The organism is Kitasatospora sp. NPDC032757, assembly GCF_055579305.1.
Genome location: NZ_JBVINN010000008.1, coordinates 131490 through 149152, shown reverse-complemented (window position 1 = coordinate 149152; position 17663 = coordinate 131490). Strand labels below are relative to the sequence as shown.

At 71.4% G+C, this 17663-nt stretch carries 14 protein-coding genes; 4 read left to right on the top strand and 10 right to left on the bottom strand.

Features of this window, described 5'->3' with window-relative positions:
* Positions 1-86 precede the first annotated feature (86 nt).
* The 6 genes from whiA to uvrA form a co-directional block, all read right to left on the bottom strand.
* Positions 87-1067 carry a DNA-binding protein WhiA gene (gene whiA / locus ACZ5WK_RS13585; RefSeq protein ID WP_148642545.1) on the bottom strand — a complete coding sequence of 327 codons (981 nt, stop codon included), beginning with the start codon at positions 1065-1067 and terminating at the stop codon, positions 87-89.
* On the bottom strand, positions 1058-2029 hold the full coding sequence (locus ACZ5WK_RS13580; RefSeq protein WP_465547539.1) for a gluconeogenesis factor YvcK family protein: 972 nt from the start codon (positions 2027-2029) through the stop codon (positions 1058-1060). Before ACZ5WK_RS13580 ends, whiA begins: the two co-directional genes overlap by 10 nt.
* Before the next feature lie 239 nt (positions 2030-2268).
* Positions 2269-3174 carry an RNase adapter RapZ gene (rapZ, locus tag ACZ5WK_RS13575; RefSeq protein ID WP_465547497.1) on the bottom strand — a complete coding sequence of 302 codons (906 nt, stop codon included), beginning with the start codon at positions 3172-3174 and terminating at the stop codon, positions 2269-2271.
* Between the two features lie 124 nt (positions 3175-3298).
* Positions 3299-5410, bottom strand: coding sequence for an excinuclease ABC subunit UvrC (gene uvrC, locus ACZ5WK_RS13570; RefSeq protein WP_465547496.1), 2112 nt, complete (start codon positions 5408-5410; stop codon positions 3299-3301).
* Positions 5411-5476: 66 nt separating this feature from the next.
* Complete coding sequence (locus ACZ5WK_RS13565; protein ID WP_465547495.1) at positions 5477-5929, bottom strand: Rieske (2Fe-2S) protein; 453 nt, start codon at positions 5927-5929, stop codon at positions 5477-5479.
* Positions 5930-6055: 126 nt separating this feature from the next.
* Positions 6056-8956, bottom strand: coding sequence for an excinuclease ABC subunit UvrA (uvrA, locus tag ACZ5WK_RS13560; protein WP_465547494.1), 2901 nt, complete (start codon positions 8954-8956; stop codon positions 6056-6058).
* 274 nt (positions 8957-9230) lie between these two features.
* On the opposite strand from uvrA, the gene ACZ5WK_RS13555 reads away from it, so the two are divergent.
* Both ACZ5WK_RS13555 and ACZ5WK_RS13550 read left to right on the top strand, forming a co-directional pair.
* Positions 9231-10004, top strand: a complete 774-nt coding sequence (locus ACZ5WK_RS13555) for a maleylpyruvate isomerase family mycothiol-dependent enzyme (protein WP_465547493.1) — start codon at positions 9231-9233, stop codon at positions 10002-10004.
* A 78-nt stretch (positions 10005-10082) separates the two neighbouring features.
* Entirely contained in the window at positions 10083-10736 is a 654-nt protein-coding gene (locus ACZ5WK_RS13550; RefSeq protein WP_396320529.1) for an MBL fold metallo-hydrolase, read from the top strand.
* A 95-nt stretch (positions 10737-10831) separates the two neighbouring features.
* On the opposite strand, the gene ACZ5WK_RS13545 is transcribed toward ACZ5WK_RS13550, so the two are convergent.
* The 4 genes from ACZ5WK_RS13545 to zapE all read right to left on the bottom strand — a co-directional run bounded on the left by ACZ5WK_RS13545 (position 10832) and on the right by zapE (position 16147).
* Positions 10832-11812: a TerC family protein gene (locus ACZ5WK_RS13545; RefSeq protein WP_465547492.1), complete on the bottom strand. Its 981-nt coding sequence runs from the start codon at positions 11810-11812 to the stop codon at positions 10832-10834.
* A 267-nt stretch (positions 11813-12079) separates the two neighbouring features.
* A complete protein-coding gene (locus tag ACZ5WK_RS13540; protein ID WP_465547491.1) occupies positions 12080-12661 on the bottom strand; it encodes a TerD family protein in 582 nt (193 codons plus the stop codon).
* A gap of 255 nt (positions 12662-12916) precedes the next feature.
* Positions 12917-15010, bottom strand: a complete 2094-nt coding sequence (gene uvrB / locus ACZ5WK_RS13535) for an excinuclease ABC subunit UvrB (RefSeq protein ID WP_465547490.1) — start codon at positions 15008-15010, stop codon at positions 12917-12919.
* A 36-nt stretch (positions 15011-15046) separates the two neighbouring features.
* On the bottom strand, positions 15047-16147 hold the full coding sequence (gene zapE / locus ACZ5WK_RS13530; protein ID WP_465547489.1) for a cell division protein ZapE: 1101 nt from the start codon (positions 16145-16147) through the stop codon (positions 15047-15049).
* 75 nt (positions 16148-16222) lie between these two features.
* Here zapE and ACZ5WK_RS13525 point away from each other — a divergent pair, with 75 nt between their 5' ends.
* Together ACZ5WK_RS13525 and ACZ5WK_RS13520 are read left to right on the top strand one after the other, a co-directional pair.
* Positions 16223-17008, top strand: a complete 786-nt coding sequence (locus ACZ5WK_RS13525; RefSeq protein WP_396320535.1) for a dihydrofolate reductase family protein — start codon at positions 16223-16225, stop codon at positions 17006-17008.
* A 143-nt stretch (positions 17009-17151) separates the two neighbouring features.
* Positions 17152-17613 (top strand): indole-3-glycerol phosphate synthase, encoded by a 462-nt coding sequence (locus ACZ5WK_RS13520; RefSeq protein ID WP_396320536.1) that lies wholly within the window; start codon positions 17152-17154, stop codon positions 17611-17613.
* Positions 17614-17663 lie beyond the last annotated feature (50 nt).

Here is a 17663-nt window from a genome sequence, read left to right as displayed (position 1 = left end):
CAACCCCTGTTCGCTGGCGTCCGAACACAGAGCGGCCGATGTCCGGAATCCGGACACCGGCCGCTCGTACTCACGGACCGTGATCGCTAGTTGAGCGCCATCTCGTCGGTCAGATTGGCCTCGGTGCTCGGCAGGCCCAGCTCCGAGGCGCGCTTGTCGGCCATCGCCAGCAGCCGGCGGATCCGGCCGGCGACCGCGTCCTTCGTCAGCGGCGGGTCGGCCAGCGCGCCCAGCTCCTCCAGCGAGGCCTGCTTGTGCTGCATCCGCAGCTGCCCCGCGGCGGCCAGGTGCTCCGGCACCTCCTCGCCGAGGATCTCCAGCGCGCGCTGCACCCGGGCGCCGGCCGCCACCGCGGCGCGGGCCGAGCGGCGCAGGTTGGCGTCGTCGAAGTTGGCCAGGCGGTTGGCGGTGGCCCGCACCTCACGCCGCATCCGGCGCTCCTCCCAGGCCAGCACCGACTCGTGGGCGCCGAGCCGGGTCAGCAGCGCGCCGATGGCGTCGCCGTCGCGGATCACCACCCGGTCCACGCCGCGCACCTCGCGGGCCTTGGCCGGGATGCCGAGCCGGCGGGCGGCACCGACCAGCGCGAGGGCGGCCTCGGAGCCGGGGCAGGTGATCTCCAGGGAGGAGGAACGGCCGGGCTCGGTGAGCGAGCCGTGCGCCAGGAACGCCCCGCGCCACGCCGCCTCGGCGTCGCAGGTGGCGCCGGAGACGACGGCCGGGGGCAGGCCCCGGATCGGCCGACCGCGGCCGTCCACGAGACCGGTCTGGCGGGCCAGCAGCTCGCCGTCCTTGACCACCCGGACCACGTAGCGGCTGCCGCGGCGCAGGCCGCCGGGCGCCATCACGACGAGGTCCGAGGAGTGTCCGAAGATCTCCAGCAGGTCCTTGCGCAGACGGCGCGCCGCCGCGCCGGTGTCCAGCTCCGCCTCGATCACGATGCGGCCGCTCACGATGTGCAGCCCGCCCGCGAAACGCAGGATCGCCGAGACCTCCGCCTTGCGGCAGCAGGCCCGGGTGACCGGGAGCCGGCTGATTTCGTCCTTCACCGCTGGAGTCATCGCCATGGCCCGATCCTTCCATGTGTCCGGAAAATCCGGTCGTACGCGGCTGCCAAGAGCTCCGGGTCGTGTCGCGGCGTGCCGTCGGTACGGGCGACCCGCCCGAGCACCAGGGCTGCGCCCATCCGCTCGGCGGCCTTCTCCAGGCCGGCCAGGTCCGCCTGGCCGAAGGCGCCGCCGGTGACGGCGCGCTCGTCCACCAGGATCGCATCCACCGCAAGGGCGGGGGCGTGGTCGGCGATGACCTCCAGGTGACGCTGCGGGGTGAAGCCCTCCGTCTCGCCGGGCTGGGGGGCGAGGTTCAGGGTGAGCAGACGGCGTGCGCGGGTCTCGGTGAGCGCCTGGGCCAGCTCGGGCACCAGCAGGTGCGGCAGCACGCTGGTGAACCAGGAGCCGGGGCCGAGCACCACCCAGTCCGCCTCGCGGACGGCGGTGACGGCCTCCGGCACGGCCGGCGGCTCGTCCGGCAGCAGCCGGACCGACTCCACGGTGCCCGGCGTCACGGCCACGCTGGCCTGCCCACGGACGGCGGAGACCGCGCCGGGGTGGGCCGGGTCGTGGCCGCGGACTATCGCCTCGATGTCCAGCGGCACCGCCGACATCGGCAGCACCCGGCCCTGGACGTTCAGCAGCCGGCCCACCCAGTCCAGGGCGGCCACCGGATCCCCGAGCTTCTCCCAGAGCGCGACGATCAGCAGGTTGCCGACGGCGTGGCCGCCCAGCCCCCCGGTGCCGGTGAAGCGCTGCTGGATCACCTCGGACCAGGTGCGGCCCCAGTCGTCGTCGCCGCAGAGCGCGGCCAGCGCCTTGCGGAGGTCCCCCGGGGGCAGCACCCCGAGCTCCTCGCGCAGCCGGCCGCTGGAGCCGCCGTCGTCGGCCACCGTGACCACGGCGGTGAGGTCGGTGGTGAGCCGGCGCAGTGCGGACAGCGAGGCGGAGAGCCCCTGGCCGCCGCCGAGGGCGGTGATCCTGGGCGCCTGGTTGGACCGGGGGGCCTGGCTGGTGCGGGCGGGGCCGGGGCGGGCCGGGCTGGTCCGGGCCTGCCCCGTCCGGGACCGGACGGGGGTCGCGGCGCGCGCCGGGACCCCCGTCCGGTCGGCGGTCTTGTTCTGGAGCTGCCGCCCGGGCACGTATCCCGTCACACCTACCTCGCGTTCCTCTTGCCCGCCGCCGGCCCTCCGCCGGCGGCCCGGCAGGGGCGCGGCGGCTACTCCCGTCCCATGTCACGGTGGACGAGCACGGTTTCCACTCCGTCCGCGATGAGACGCTTCGTCAGGCGCTCGGACATCGCGACGCTGCGGTGCTTGCCACCGGTGCAGCCTACGGCAAGCGTCATGTAGCGCTTCCCCTCGCGGCGGTACCCCTCGGTCACGATGCGCAGCAGCTCGGTGTAGCCGTTGAGGAACTCGTTGGCGCCGGGCTGCCGGAACACGTAGTCGGCGACGTCGGCGTCGGTGCCGGTGCGGGCGCGCAACTCGGGGACCCAGTGCGGGTTGGGCAGGAAGCGACAGTCCACCACGAGGTCGGCGTCGACCGGCAGGCCGTACTTGAAGCCGAAGGACATCACGGTGGCGCGCAGCTCGGGCTCGTCGTGGTCGGCGAACTGGGCGTCGAGCTTGGCGCGCAGCTGGTGCACGTTGAGGTTGGAGGTGTCGATCACCAGGTCGGCCTCGCCGCGCAGCTCGCGCAGCAGGTCGCGCTCCTGGGCGATGCCGTCGACGATCCGGCCGTCGGCCTGGAGCGGGTGCGGGCGGCGGACGCTCTCGAAGCGGCGGACCAGGGCGTCGTCGGAGGAGTCCAGGAAGACGACGCGCAGCCGGACGCCGCGCTTCTCCAGCTCGTCCAGCGACGTGAGCAGGTCGTCGAAGAACTGCCGGCCGCGGACGTCCACCACGGCACCGATCCGCGCCACGTTGCCCTGGGAGCGGGCGCCGAGGTCGACCATGGTCGGGATGAGGGCCGGCGGCAGGTTGTCCACCACGAACCAGCCGAGGTCCTCCAGGCACTTGGCCGCGGTGGAGCGGCCTGCTCCGGACATGCCGGAGATGATCACCAGTTCCGGGGCGTTCTCTCCCCCAGCCTCCGGCCGGGTGGTACCCCCATGGTCGGACATGGTCACTTCGGTTCCCCGCTCTCGATGGTTCTGCTGAGGAGAACGCGCGTCGCGCGGGCACGCTTCCCCGGCTCACTCGGGCGAGTGAGCGCGGGGCGCGCCGGCTGACGGGCGGCGTCGGCCGTCATGGCGTCTCCTGGGACGGTGCGGTCTGGGGCGCTGCGGCGGCCGCTGGGCCGGCCGCGTCGGCGCTGTCATCGATGATCTCGCCGGTGGCGGTGTTCACAGCCGGTGCCGCGGGTGTACGGGACGACAACGCTGACGCAACAGTCTCCGCCGTCCGGCGTCCGATGCCGGGGACGGCGCAGAGTTCGTCGACGGTGGCCGCACGGAGCTTCTTCAGCGAGCCGAAGTGCTTGAGCAGCGCCTGGCGGCGAGTCTCGCCGAGGCCGGGGACGGAGTCCAGCTCCCCGGCGGTGAGTCGTTTGGAACGCTTGTTGCGCTGGTAGGTGATGGCGAAGCGGTGTGCCTCGTCGCGGACCCGCTGGAGCAGGTAGAGGCCCTCGCTGCTGCGCGGCAGGACCACCGGGTCGTCCTCGCCGGGCAGCCAGACCTCCTCCAGGCGCTTGGCCAGGCCGCAGAGGGCGACGTCGTCGATGCCCAGCTCGTCCAGGGCGCGCCTGGCGGCCGCGACCTGCGGCTGGCCGCCGTCGACGACCAACAGCTGTGGCGGGTAGGCGAAGCGGCGGGGGCGGCCCGTGTCCGGGTCGATCGGCCCGGCGGGGATCTCGGAGCCGCCCTCGGCGGGGGTCTCCGGGGCGCCGTCGGCGGCGGGCGCGGCGCCCGGGTCGTCGGCCTCGGGGACGGCCCACTCCCCCGTCTCCTCGCGCTCCTGGAGGTAGCGGCGGAACCGCCGGCTGATCACCTCGTGCATCGAGCGGACGTCGTCCTGGCCCTCGAAGCCCTTGATCTGGAAGCGACGGTACTCGCTCTTGCGGGCCAGGCCGTCCTCGAAGACCACCATTGAGGCGACCACGTCCTCGCCCTGGAGGTGCGAGATGTCGAAGCACTCGATGCGCAGCGGCACGGAGTCCAGCTCCAGCGCGTCGGCGATCTCCTGGAGGGCGCGGCTGCGGGTGGTGAGGTCGGAGGCGCGCTTGGTCTTGTGCAGCGCCAACGCCTGCTGGGCGTTGCGCTGCACGGTGGCCATGAGGTCCTTCTTGTCGCCGCGCTGCGGGATGCGAAGGTCCACCTGGGCGCCGCGCAGGCTGCTCAGCCACTCCTTCACCGGCTCGGCCGGCTCGGGCAGCGCGGGCACCAGCACCTCGCGCGGGACGGACTCGTTCCGCTCGTCCCCCCTGGTGCTGCCGTAGAGCTGCTGGAGGGCGTGCTCGACCAGGCCCGCGGTGTCCACGTCCTCGACCTTGTCGGTGACCCAGCCGCGCTGGCCGCGGACCCGGCCGCCGCGGACGTGGAAGATCTGGACGGCGGCCTCCAGCTCGTCCTCGGCGAGGGCGAGCAGGTCGGCGTCGGTGGCGTCGGCGAGCACGATGGCGTTCTTCTCCATCGCGCGCTTGAGCGCCCCGATGTCGTCGCGCAGCCGGGCCGCCTTCTCGTACTCCATCTCCGCGGCGGCCTCCTGCATCTGCTCTTCCAGCCGGCGCAGGTAGTTGCCGGTGCGGCCGGCCATGAAGTCGCAGAAGTCCTCGGCGAGCGCCCGGTGTTCGTCGGCCGAGACCTTGCCGACGCAGGGCGCGGCGCACTTGCCGATGTAGCCGAGCAGGCAGGGCCGGCCGACCTGGCGGGCGCGCTTGAAGACGCCGTTGGAGCAGGTGCGCACGGGGAAGACGCGCAGCAGCAGGTCGACCGTCTCGCGGATCGCCCAGGCGTGCCCGTACGGGCCGAAGTAGCGCACGCCCTTCTTGTGCGCCCCGCGCATCACCTGGACCCGCGGGTACTCCTCGTCGAGGGTGACCGCCAGCTCCGGATAGCTCTTGTCGTCGCGGTACTTGACGTTGAAGCGGGGGTCGAACTCCTTGATCCAGGAGTACTCCAGCTGGAGCGCCTCGACCTCGGTGGCGACCACCGTCCACTCCACCGAGGCCGCGGTGGTCACCATCGTCGCGGTACGCGGGTGCAGCCCGGCGAGGTCCTGGAAGTAGGACGACAGCCGGGGGCGCAGGCTCTTGGCCTTGCCGACGTAGATGACCCGGTCGTGGGCGTCGCGGAACTTGTAGACACCCGGCGAGGTCGGGATCGCGCCCGGCGCCGGGCGGTAGGTGGACGGGTCAGCCATGGGTCCACCGTACCGAGTCGGGCCGGGCCTGCGGAGGGGAGATCAACTGGGCGGAGATCAACTGCTTCAGCTCGGGGTCACCTTGAGGTTGCCGCCCTCGACCGCCACCGTGTACTGGGGCAGCGGGGTGGGGGCGGGGCCGTCCAGCACCGCGCCGTCGGTGATGCCGAACATGCTGCCGTGGCAGGGGCATTGGATCTTCTGGTTCTTGACCTGGTCGACGATGCAGCCGGCGTGGGTGCACTTGGCGCTGAACGCCTTGTACTGGCCCTCGGCCGGCTGGGTCACCACGATCTTCTGATCGCGGTAGACGGTGCCGCCGCCGACCGGCACGGCGGAGGCCGGGCCGACGTCCACCGGGGTCTTGGCGGAGGAGGAGCCGGACGAGCCGGAGGAGGACGAGCAGCCGGAGACCGCCGGGGCGCCGCCGGCGGCGAGGACGGCCGCGGCCCCGCAGAGCAGGGTTCGGCGGGAGGTGGCGGGGCTCTCGGCCTGCGGGCTCTCGGGGGCCTCGGACATGGGTTCGCTCCTGGTCTGGCGGCGGGCTCGGCTGCTGCGGTCGCCGGGAAGTCTATGCGGCCCTCACCGGCCGCCCCCTGGGGCGGGGGCGGCCGGTGAGGGCGTCGCGCAGTGCTGCTCCGGGGGCTACTTCTTCGCGGCGGCCCGCTTGCGCGGGGCCTTGACCGCGACCGGGGCGTCGGTGAACTCGCCCGGGAGGATGTCCCGCAGGAACTTGCCGGTGTGGCTCTCCGGGACGGCCGCGATCTGCTCCGGGGTGCCCTCGGCGACCACCATGCCGCCGCCGGAGCCGCCCTCGGGGCCCATGTCGACGATCCAGTCGGCGGTCTTGATCACATCGAGGTTGTGCTCGATGACGATCACCGTGTTGCCCTTCTCCACCAGGCCGGAGAGCACCTTGATCAGCTTGCTGATGTCCTCGAAGTGCAGACCGGTGGTGGGCTCGTCCAGCACGTAGACCGTCCGCCCGGTGGAGCGCTTCTGCAGCTCGGAGGCGAGCTTGACGCGCTGCGCCTCGCCGCCGGAGAGCGTCGGCGCGGACTGGCCGAGCCGGACGTAGCCGAGGCCGACGTCGTTGAGCGTCCTCAGGTGGCGGGCGATCGCCGGGACGGCCTCGAAGAAGTGCAGCGCCTCCTCGATCGGCATGTCCAGCACCTCGGCGATGGACTTGCCCTTGTAGTGGACCTCCAGCGTCTCCCGGTTGTACCGGGCGCCGTGGCAGACCTCGCACGGCACGTAGACGTCGGGCAGGAAGTTCATCTCGATCTTGATGGTGCCGTCACCGGAGCAGTTCTCGCAGCGGCCGCCCTTGACGTTGAACGAGAACCGGCCGGGCAGGTAGCCGCGGACCTTGGCCTCCTGCGTCTCCGCGAAGAGCCGCCGGACGTGGTCGAACACGCCGGTGTACGTGGCCGGGTTGGAGCGCGGGGTGCGGCCGATCGGCGACTGGTCGACGTGCACCACCTTGTCCACCAGGTCGGTGCCGGTGATCCGGGTGTGCCTGCCCGGCACGCTGCGGGCGCCGTTCAGCTCCCGGGCGAGGTGGGTGTAGAGGATGTCGTTGACCAGCGTCGACTTGCCGGAGCCGGAGACGCCGGTGATCGCGGTGAAGGTGCCGAGCGGGAAGCCGACCGTGACGTCCTTGAGGTTGTGCTCGCGGGCGCCGTGGACGGTCAGCTGGCGCTTCTTGTCCCGGTCGCGGCGGGCGGCCGGGATCGGGATGGACCTCTTGCCGGAGAGGTACTGGCCGGTCAGCGACTCCTTGTTGCCGAGCAGCTGCTTCAGCGAACCGGAGTGCACCACCTTGCCGCCGTGCTCACCGGCGCCGGGCCCGATGTCGACCACCCAGTCGGCCATCTTGATGGTGTCCTCGTCGTGCTCGACGACGATCAGGGTGTTGCCGATGTCCCGCAGCCGGACGAGGGTCTCGATCAGGCGGTGGTTGTCGCGCTGGTGCAGGCCGATGGAGGGCTCGTCCAGCACGTAGAGCACGCCGACCAGGCCGGAGCCGATCTGGGTGGCGAGCCGGATCCGCTGGGCCTCGCCGCCGGAGAGGGTGCCGGCCGCGCGGTTGAGCGAGAGGTAGTCCAGGCCGACGTCGACCAGGAAGCGCAGCCGCTCGTTGACCTCCTTGAGGACGCGCTCGGCGATCTGCTTGTCCCGGGCGTTGAGCTTCATCGCGCCGAGGAAGTCCGAGCAGTCGCTGATCGACATCGCCGAGACGTCCGCGATCGACCGGCCCTCGACGGTGACGGCGAGCACCACCGGCTTGAGCCGTGTGCCCTCGCACGTCGGGCAGGGCACCTCGCGCATGTAGCCCTCGAAGCGCTCGCGGCTGGAGTCGCTCTCCGCCTCGGTGTGGCGGCGCTGGATGAACGGGACGGCGCCCTCGAAGCCCGTGGTGTACGAGCGGTCCCGCCCGTAGCGGTTGCGGTAGCGCACCTCGACCTGGTGCTTGTGCCCGTACAGCAGCGCCTTCTTGGCACGCGCCGGCAGCCCGGCCCAGGGGATGTCGGTACGGAAGCCCAGCTCGCCGGCGAGGGCGTCGATCAACCGCTGGAAGTACTCCTTGGTGTGGCCGCCGGACCACGGGTGGATGGCACCCTCGTCCAGCGACTTCTCGTCGTCGGGGACGACCAGCTCCGGGTCCACCTCCATCCGGTTGCCCAGACCCGAGCAGTCCGGGCAGGCGCCGAACGGCGAGTTGAACGAGAACGAGCGCGGCTCCAGCTCCTCGAACGACACGTCGTCGTACGGGCAGTAGAGGTGCTCGGAGTACATCCGCTCGCGCTCCGGATCCCCCTCCGGGAGGTCGACGAAGTCGAGCACGACCATGCCGCCGCTCAGCCGCAGGGCCGTCTCCACCGAGTCGGTCAGGCGGCGCTTGGCGCTCTCCTTGACGGTGAGGCGGTCGATCACCACCTCGACGGTGTGCTTCTCCTGCTTCTTGAGCTTGGGCGGCTCGGCGAGCTGGATCGTCTCGCCGTCCACCCGGGCGCGGGCGTAGCCCTTGGACTGGAGGTCGGCGAAGAGGTCGACGAACTCGCCCTTGCGCTCGCGCACCACCGGGCTGAGCACCTGGAACCGGGTGCCCTCGGTGAGCTCCAGCACCTTGTCCACGATGGCCTGCGGGGACTGCTTGGCGATCGGGCGGCCGCAGTGCGGGCAGTGCGGCTTGCCGATCCGGGCGAACAGCAGGCGCAGGTAGTCGTAGACCTCGGTGATGGTGCCGACGGTCGAGCGCGGGTTGCGGTTGGTGGACTTCTGGTCGATCGAGACGGCCGGGGAGAGGCCCTCGATGAAGTCGACGTCGGGCTTGTCCATCTGCCCGAGGAACTGGCGGGCGTAGGAGGACAGCGACTCGACGTACCGGCGCTGCCCCTCGGCGAAGATCGTGTCGAAGGCCAGCGAGGACTTGCCGGACCCGGAGAGGCCCGTGAAGACGATGAGGGAGTCGCGGGGCAGGTCGAGCGAGACGTTCTTGAGGTTGTGCTCGCGAGCACCGCGGACGATGAGGCGGTCGGCCACTGCTTCTGGCGCCTTTCTCCGGGGCGAGATGGCTGGTGAAAGTGATGCGTACTTCTTCCAGGATGCGGCAGCCAGCCTACTAGCTCACGCGTTCGATTATCGAGCTTGTCCAGCCGGGTCCACCCGAACGAGTGAAGCGCTCATGGGACGCGGACCCCGGCAGTTCGAGAAAAGCCCTGCTCAGCCGTGACATCGGCGATAGCGTCACCCTCGTCAACGAGCGAGGGCCTGCCCGGGCAACGCTCGCAGGACCGTCAACCGGAGGCCGTACCCGATGACCACTCCCGAGACCGCCACCGCCGCCGCCGCGCTCGCCCACGAGCGGCTGCGCCTGGTCGTCCAGAGCACCGGGCACCTGCTGCACGGCGTCTCCGGGCTGAAGCCGGAGGCCGTCGCCGAGCCCTCCGCCCTGCCCGGCTGGACCAGGGGCCACGTCCTGGCCCACGTGGCCCGCAACGCCGACTCCCTGGTCAACCTGCTGAACGGCGCCCGCACCGGCACCGACATCCCGCAGTACGCCAGCAACGAGGCCCGCGACCAGGGCATCGAGGCCGGCGCGCCGCGCCCGCTGGACGTCCAGCTCGACGACCTGCGCGCCTCGGCCGAGCGGTTCGCCGCGGCGGCCGCTCTGCTGCCCGACGAGGCCTGGACGGCCACACTGCGGCACCGCAGCGGTTACACCTTCCCCGCTCACGACCTCCCCTGGAAGCGGCTGATGGAGGTCGAGTACCACCACGTCGACCTGGACGCCGGCTACACCCCCGCGCACTGGCCCGAGGTCTTCGCGGTGGCCGAGTTCCGCCGCCTGGCGGAGAAGCTGGCCGGCGCGGAGGGCCTGCCCGCGATCGAGCTGGTCGCCGACGACACCGAGGACCGGGCCGGGATCGGCGCCGGAAGCACCGCGGAGCTCACCGCCGAGGGCCCCGTGCGGGCGCTCACCGCCTGGCTCTCCGGCCGCTCCGACGGCGACGGTCTCCAGGTCCACCGGGGCGGCGTCCAGCTCGCCGACGGCCGCGCCGCGCTGCCCCCGCTTCCCCCGCTGGGCTGACGGCGGGACGATGCTGTCAGGGCAGGACTGCGAGGACTCGCCCCAAGGCAATCCATCCACGATTCGAGGAGCGGACGGATGACGTACCACGGAGCGGTCAAGGTCGGCGGACCGCCGGACGTGCGCGAGCTGGCCCATCTGATCATCACGAAGGTGGCCGTCGGGCCGTACGACAACAACGCCTACCTGCTGCGCTGCCGGGCCACCGACGAGCAGCTGCTGATCGACGCCGCCGCCGACGCGCCGGTGCTGCTGGAGACCGTCGGCGAGGACCTGGCCACCGTGGTCACCACGCACCGCCACCACGACCACTGGGGCGCGCTCGCCGAGGTGGTCGCGGCCACCGGCGCCCGCACCGCGGCCGGCGTGCACGACGCCGAGGGCATCGACGTCCCCACCGAGGTGCTGCTGGCGGACGGCGACACCCTGCGGGTCGGCCAGGTGGAGCTGACCGTCCGGCACCTGGTCGGCCACACGCCGGGCGCGATCGTGCTGGTCTACGACGACCCCCAGGGCCACCAGCACGTCTTCACCGGCGACTGCCTCTTCCCCGGCGGCGTGGGCAACACCTGGGGCGACGAGGCGGCCTTCGAGAGCCTCTTCCGGGACGTCAACGAGAAGATCTTCGACGTCCTGCCGGACGAGGCCTGGGTCTACCCCGGCCACGGCAACGACACCACCCTCGGCGCCGAGCGCCCGCACCTCCAGGAGTGGCGCGAGCGCGGCTGGTAGGAGCCGCCCCGGCAGCCGGGAACGACGGCGGGCCCGCGACCACTGTGCGGTCGCGGGCCCGCCGTGCTTATGCGTCAGGCGTCAGGCGTCAGGCGTCAGGCGTCGATCTTCTCCGACTCCACCGCTTCCCGCTCCTGCTTCTTCGAGGCCATCAGGCTGGTCACGGTGGTGATGGCGAGCACCACCACGATGAAGCCCAGCGAGAACGGGATGCCGATCTCGGGGACGTGCACACCCTGCTCGTGCAGCGCGTGCAGCACCAGCTTCACGCCGATGAAGCCGAGGATCACCGACAGGCCGTACGAGAGGTGGACCAGCTTCTTCAGCAGGCCGCCGATCAGGAAGTACAGCTGGCGCAGGCCCATCAGGGCGAAGGCGTTGGCGGTGAACACGATGTACGGGTCCTGGGTGAGGCCGAAGATCGCGGGGATCGAGTCCAGCGCGAACAGCACGTCCGTGGTGCCGATGGCCAGCATCACGATCAGCATCGGCGTCATCAGCCGACGGCCGTTCTCCCGGATGAAGAGCTTGGTGCCGTGGTACTTGTCGGTGGACGGGAAGCGCTGCTCGATCGACTTGAGCAGGCGGTTCTCCTCGAACTCGTCGTCCTCCTCCTCGGCCCGGGCCTCCTTGATGAGCTTCCAGGCGGTCCACACCAGGAAGCCGCCGAAGATGAAGAACACCCAGGAGAACTGCGCCACGAGCGCCGCGCCTCCGGCGATGAAGACCGCGCGCAGCACCAGGGCGATGATCACACCGAACATCAGCACGCGCTGCTGGTAGATCCTCGGCACCGCGAACTTGCCCATGATCAGAATGAACACGAACAGGTTGTCGACACTGAGCGACTTCTCGGTGATGTACCCGGCGAAGAACTCACCGGCCGGCTGCGAACCGGAGTGCCACCAGAGGAACCCGCCGAAGACCGCGGCCAGCACGATCCAGACCGTGGTCCAGATTCCGGCTTCCTTGACCGACACCTCGTGCGGCTTGCGCCCGCCGATGAAGAAGTCGGCCACGATCAGCGCCACCAGCACACCGATCGTGCCGACCCACATGCTTACGGAAACGTCCACTACTGCTCCTCCGGCAGGTAGGCGAGACAGTCATCGTCACTGCCGGAGGTCTCTTCCGCCCGTCGGACCCGCTGGGGCGCGTCCGCGGACCAGTGCCCCGGGGCGCCGCTTCGAGGGCGCCCGTGATGACGGGACGACTGCGAGGGAATACTCCCCTCCGCTGCCATCGAGAGTAACAGGAAGTCCAAAGAAAGGTAAAGAAGGTAAAGAACCGCCCTGTGCGCCCCCTCCCTGGGTACTTTCCGGCCTTCCTGCGGGAGCGGCTCGCTACAGGAACGGCTCGATCGCCGGGAGCAGGTCCTGGAAGGTCCGGCCCCGGGCGGGCGCGCCGATCGCCTCCATGCCCCAGCCGCCGGACGCCTCGCGGAACACCTTGGCCATGATCTGCCCGGTGTGCGGGCCGCCGCCGGCCAGCTCGTACCGGGCCAGCTCCAGCCCGGTGGACTCGTCCACCAGCCGGCAGTACGCGTTCTGCACCTCGGCGAAGGTCTGCCCGGTGTACGAGCTGACGGTGAACACCACCTGGGTGATGTGCGCCGGCACGTGCACCAGGTCGACCAGGATCGACTCGTCGTCCTCGCCCGCTCCGCTGCCGCCGACCAGGTTGTCGCCGGTGTGCCGGACGGATCCGTCGTTGCTCTCCAGGTGCTGGAAGAAGACCACGTCGGACGGGGTCTGCTCGGCGTACAGCAGCGCCGAGGCGTCCAGGTCGATCTGCCGGGTGCGGCTGCCGAAGAGACCGCGCCTGGGCGCCGCCTTCCACCCCAGCCCCATCCGGACGACGGTCAGCGACTCGCCCGAACCCTTCTGCAGGCTGACCTGCTGCCCCTTGGCAAGGTTCACCGACACGGCGTTGTCCTCTCTGCCCAGCCGCGCGGTCGGTCCCCGCGCCGGCTCCACGGTGGAACACCCCGTTGCCGTCCCCCGGCTGAGGCCCCCTGATGCGACCGCCCCGTCCCGGGGGCGGCACCGCAGGCCAGCCTAGGGCCTGCGGTGGGACGCACCGGCCAGCGCCTACCCGTTTGTGGCGAGCCTGAGACACCGCCGGGCTTGACCGGTGCCAGAACCGGCCAGGCCAGGCGTGGGCCCGCACTCCCGGGGGAATCAGGCGATGCCCGCCTCCCGCATCTGCCGCAGCTCCTTCTTCAGCTCCTTGACCTCGTCACGCAGCCTGGCCGCGACCTCGAACTGGAGGTCGGTCGCGGCCGCGTGCATCCGGTCCGTCATCGACTGGATCAGCTCGGCCAGCTCGGCGGCCGGCAGGGACTTGGCCGGCTTGCGGTCCGCGCCCAGCGCCGGCACCGGGGCCTTGCCCTTGGACGCCGCACCGCGGTACCCGGAGGAGAGCAGCTCGTCCGTGTCCACGTCCTCGCGGGCGAGGGTGTCCAGGATGTCGCCGATCTTCTTGCGCAGCGGCTGCGGGTCGATGCCGTGCTTCTTGTTGTAGGCCTGCTGGACGACCCGGCGCCGGTTGGTCTCCTCGATCGCCTTCTCCATCGAGGGGGTGATCCGGTCCGCGTACATGTGGACCTGGCCGGAGACGTTACGGGCGGCGCGGCCGATGGTCTGGATCAGCGAGGTGCCGGAGCGCAGGAAGCCCTCCTTGTCGGCGTCCAGGATCGCCACCAGGGAGACCTCGGGCAGGTCGAGGCCCTCGCGGAGCAGGTTGATGCCGACCAGCACGTCGTACCGGCCGGCCCGCAGCTCGCGCAGCAGCTCGACCCGGCGCAGCGTGTCGACGTCGCTGTGCAGGTACCGGACCCGGATGTCCAGGCCGAGCATGTAGTCGGTGAGGTCCTCGGCCATCTTCTTGGTGAGGGTGGTGACCAGGACGCGCTCGTCCCTCTCCACCCGCTTGCGGACCTCGTGCACCAGGTCGTCGATCTGCCCCTCGGTCGGCTTGACGATCACCTCGGGGTCGATCAGGCCGGTCGGGCGGATGATCTGCTCGACCTGGCCGTCACCGCGCGAGAGCTCGTACGGGCCCGGGGTGGCCGAGAGGTAGACGGTCTGGTCGGTCCGCTCCAGGAACTCCTCCCACTTCAGCGGGCGGTTGTCCATCGCGGAGGGCAGCCGGAAGCCGTGCTCGACCAGGGTGCGCTTGCGCGAGGCGTCGCCCTCGTACATCGCGCCGATCTGCGGGACGGTGACGTGCGACTCGTCGATGACCAGGAGGAAGTCCTCCGGGAAGTAGTCGAGCAGGGTGTTCGGCGGGGAACCCGGCTCGCGGCCGTCGAAGTGCATCGAGTAGTTCTCCACGCCGGAGCAGGTGCCGATCTGGCGGAGCATCTCGATGTCGTAGGTGGTGCGCATGCGCAGCCGCTGGGCCTCCAGCAGCTTGCCCTGCTTCTCCAGCCGGGCGAGCGTCTGCTCCAGCTCCTGCTCGATGCCGTTGACGGCACGCTCCATCCGCTCCGGGCCGGCCACGTAGTGCGAGGCGGGGAAGACGTGGACGGAGTCGTCCTGGCTGATGATCTCGCCGGTGAGCGGGTGCAGGGTGTAGAGCGCCTCGATCTCGTCGCCGAACATCTCGATCCGGACGGCCAGTTCCTCGTAGACCGGGAAGATCTCGATGGTGTCGCCGCGGACCCGGAAGGTGCCGCGGGTGAAGGCGAGGTCGTTGCGGGTGTACTGGATGTCGACGAACCGGCGGAGCAGGACGTCGCGGTCGATCTCCTCGCCGACCTTGAGCCGCACCATCCGGTCGACGTACTCCTGCGGGGTGCCGAGGCCGTAGATGCAGGAGACGGAGGCGACCACCACCACGTCCCGGCGGGTGAGCAGCGAGTTGGTGGCCGAGTGGCGCAGCCGCTCGACCTCCTCGTTGATCGAGGAGTCCTTCTCGATGTAGGTGTCCGTCTGCGGGACGTACGCCTCGGGCTGGTAGTAGTCGTAGTACGAGACGAAGTACTCGACCGCGTTGTTCGGCAGCAACTCGCGGAACTCGTTGGCCAGCTGGGCCGCGAGCGTCTTGTTCGGCGCCATCACCAGGGTGGGGCGCTGGAGCTTCTCGATCATCCACGCCGTGGTGGCCGACTTGCCGGTACCGGTGGCGCCGAGCAGGACGACGTCCTTCTCTCCCGCGCGGATCCGGCGCTCCAGCTCGGCGATGGCCGCGGGCTGGTCGCCGTTGGGCTGGAAGGGACTGACGACCTCGAAGGGCGTCTCTGACCGCTCAATACTCGTGATGGGTCGCACGTGTCCACCGTACGACCCATCACTGACAGCCGGTGCCTACTCCGCGCGGTCCCCGGCGCCGGCCTTGGCGCTGTCCCGGGCCAGGGCGACCAGGCGGGAGACGGCCCGCAGGTACTTCTTGCGGTAGCCGCCGCGCAGCATCTCCTCCGGGAAGACCCGGTCGAAGGGGATGCCGGAGGCGGTGATCGGCAGCTCGCGGTCGTACATCCGGTCGGCGAGGACGACCAGGCGCAGCGCGGTGGACTGGTCGTCGACCTGCCGCACCCCGCGCAGGCAGACCGCCCGCACGTCGTCCAGCAGCGCGCCGTAGCGGCTGGGGTGGACGGCGGAGAGGTGGGCCAGCAGCGCGTCGAAGCCGTCCAGCGAGGCGCCCGGGGTGCGGGCGGCGACGGCGTCCACGTGGGCGTCGGCGTACGGCGGCGGGGCGTCCGGGAGGCCGCGGTGGCGGTAGTCCTGGCCGTCGATCCGCATCGGGCGGAAGTGGGCGGACAGGCCCTGGATCTCGCGCAGGAAGTCGGCGGCGGCGAACCGGCCCTCGCCGAGCTTCTCAGGCAGGGTGTTGGAGGTGGCGCAGAGCTTGACGCCGTTCTCGACCAGGCGGCCGAGCAGGGTGGAGACCAGGACGGTGTCGCCCGGGTCGTCCAGCTCGAACTCGTCGATGCAGAGCAGCTTGTGCCCGGAGAGGGTCTGCACGGCCTGCTGGAAGCCGAGCGCGCCGACCAGGTTGGTCAGCTCGACGAAGGTGCCGAAGGCCTTGGGGCCGGGCGCGGCGTGCCAGAGCGAGGCGAGCAGGTGGGTCTTGCCGACGCCGTAGCCGCCGTCCAGGTAGACGCCGGCCGGGCCGGTGGGCGCCGGGGCGCTGCGGCGGAACCAGCTGCGCCGGGGGGCGGAGCCGTTGCCGCTGTTGAGCGTGCCGGCGAACTGCTCCAGCACCTGCACGGCCTCGTACTGGCTGGGCTGGGTCTGGTCCGGGATGTACGTCCCGAAGCTCACGTCGGAGAAGCGAGGCGGGGGGACCATCTCGGCGACCAGGCGCTCGGCGGGGACGACGGGGCGCCGGTCGGTGAGCGCGACGGGGGCGGTGGCTATCGACCCGGTCACGGTCGCGGCGTCGGGGTGTGGGGCTGCTGCGGGCACGTTAGTAGAGGGTACGCCTGGTCCCGCACGGCTCAGGGCGGGGCCATCGGTGGAGCCCGGTGGAAGACTGGCGGTATGCATCAGTTGATCAGCCCGCTGGCCCAGCCGTTCGCCGATCCGGCCTCGCTGGAGTCGCTCGCCGCCGTCTACGCGTACCCCGACCAGGTGAATCACGGCCGCCCGTGGCTGCGCGCCAACATGGTGGCCGGCCTGGACGGCGGGGCCGGGCTGGACGGGCTCTCTGAGGGGCTCTCCGGGGACGCCGACAAGCGGATCTTCGGGGTGCTGCGGGCGCTGTCGGACGTGGTGCTGGTGGGCGCCGAGACGGTCCGCGCCGAGGGCTACCGCCCTGGCCGGGCGCGGGCCGAGTTCGCCGCGGCGCGCCGGGCGGCCGGGCAGGCCCCGGCCCCGGCGATCGCGGTGGTCAGCCGCTCCCTGGGGCTGGACCTCGCGGCGCCGCTGTTCACCGAGCCGCTGGTGCGGACGGTGGTGATCACCACCGAGGACGCCCCGGCGGAGAGCCGGCGCGCGGTGGCCGAGGTGGCCGACGTGGTGGTGGCCGGCAAGGGCTCGGTGGACCTGCGGGCGGCGGTCGCGGCGCTCGCCGGGCGGGGCTGGACGCGGTTGCTGAGCGAGGGCGGCCCGCGGCTGCTGGGACAGCTGGCGGCCCAGGGGCTGCTGGACGAGCTGTGCCTGTCGCTGGCTCCGTTGATCACGGCCGGCGACGCGCCGCGCATCATCCACGATGCGGAAATGCCTGACGTGCAGCGGATGCGACTGGTCTCATTGATCGAGCAGAAAGGATTCCTCTTCACCCGCTACCTGCGTCTTCACCCGCACTCGGCCTCGCCGACCCCGTGATCCCCGGAGCGTGATCCCGATCCCGTTCGGGAGCTTTCGTCCGCGTGGCCCGTGTGACGGGTGGGCAGCGTGCGGAAAGCTTCCGCCGGGCAGTATGGGATGCGATGCCGGGGCCCGGGGGCCGGCCACTGGAAGGGATTCACGTGTTCAAGACGGTACTGATGATCGAAAAGGCGCTCTCCGACGCCGATGTGGAGCTGGTCACCACGCTCCACAGCGACGAGAAGGTGTCCTTCGTCGTCCTGATGCAGCCGCGCGGCAAGCAGGACGAGCTGCTGCGGGCGCTGGACGACGTCGCGCTCGGCCACCTCGACAAGGTGGTGCGCGAGCACGACGAGTCCGGCGACGAGCCGACGGTGGCCGGCGAGTCGCTGGAGCACAGCCTGCGCCACCTGCGCCGGGCCGGGGCCGAGGCGGTCGGCGAGCTGGTCGAGGAGAAGCCGCTGGACCGGCTGCGCACGGTGGTCGAGGAGCACCGGGCCGACGAGGTGGTGGTGCTCACCTCGCCGCACTTCGTGGAGGAGTTCTTCCACCGCGACTGGGCCTCCCAGGCCCGGCACAAGGTGGGTGTCCCGGTGCTGCGACTGTTCGCCAGCGACTCCTGAGCCTCCCTGCCTGCCCGCCCTCGGGCACGAGGAGGCCGCCACCGGTGGTG

What these genes read in the sequence shown, in the direction of transcription:
- whiA (WP_148642545.1), bottom strand. Translation starts at nt 1,067, where the DNA reads ATGGCGATGACTCCAGCGGTGAAGGACGAAATCAGCCGGCTCCCGGTC.
- rapZ (WP_465547497.1), bottom strand. Translation starts at nt 3,174, where the DNA reads ATGTCCGACCATGGGGGTACCACCCGGCCGGAGGCTGGGGGAGAGAAC.
- uvrC (WP_465547496.1), bottom strand. Translation starts at nt 5,410, where the DNA reads ATGGCTGACCCGTCCACCTACCGCCCGGCGCCGGGCGCGATCCCGACC.
- ACZ5WK_RS13565 (WP_465547495.1), bottom strand. Translation starts at nt 5,929, where the DNA reads ATGTCCGAGGCCCCCGAGAGCCCGCAGGCCGAGAGCCCCGCCACCTCC.
- ACZ5WK_RS13555 (WP_465547493.1), top strand. Translation starts at nt 9,231, where the DNA reads ATGACCACTCCCGAGACCGCCACCGCCGCCGCCGCGCTCGCCCACGAG.
- ACZ5WK_RS13550 (WP_396320529.1), top strand. Translation starts at nt 10,083, where the DNA reads ATGACGTACCACGGAGCGGTCAAGGTCGGCGGACCGCCGGACGTGCGC.
- ACZ5WK_RS13525 (WP_396320535.1), top strand. Translation starts at nt 16,223, where the DNA reads ATGCATCAGTTGATCAGCCCGCTGGCCCAGCCGTTCGCCGATCCGGCC.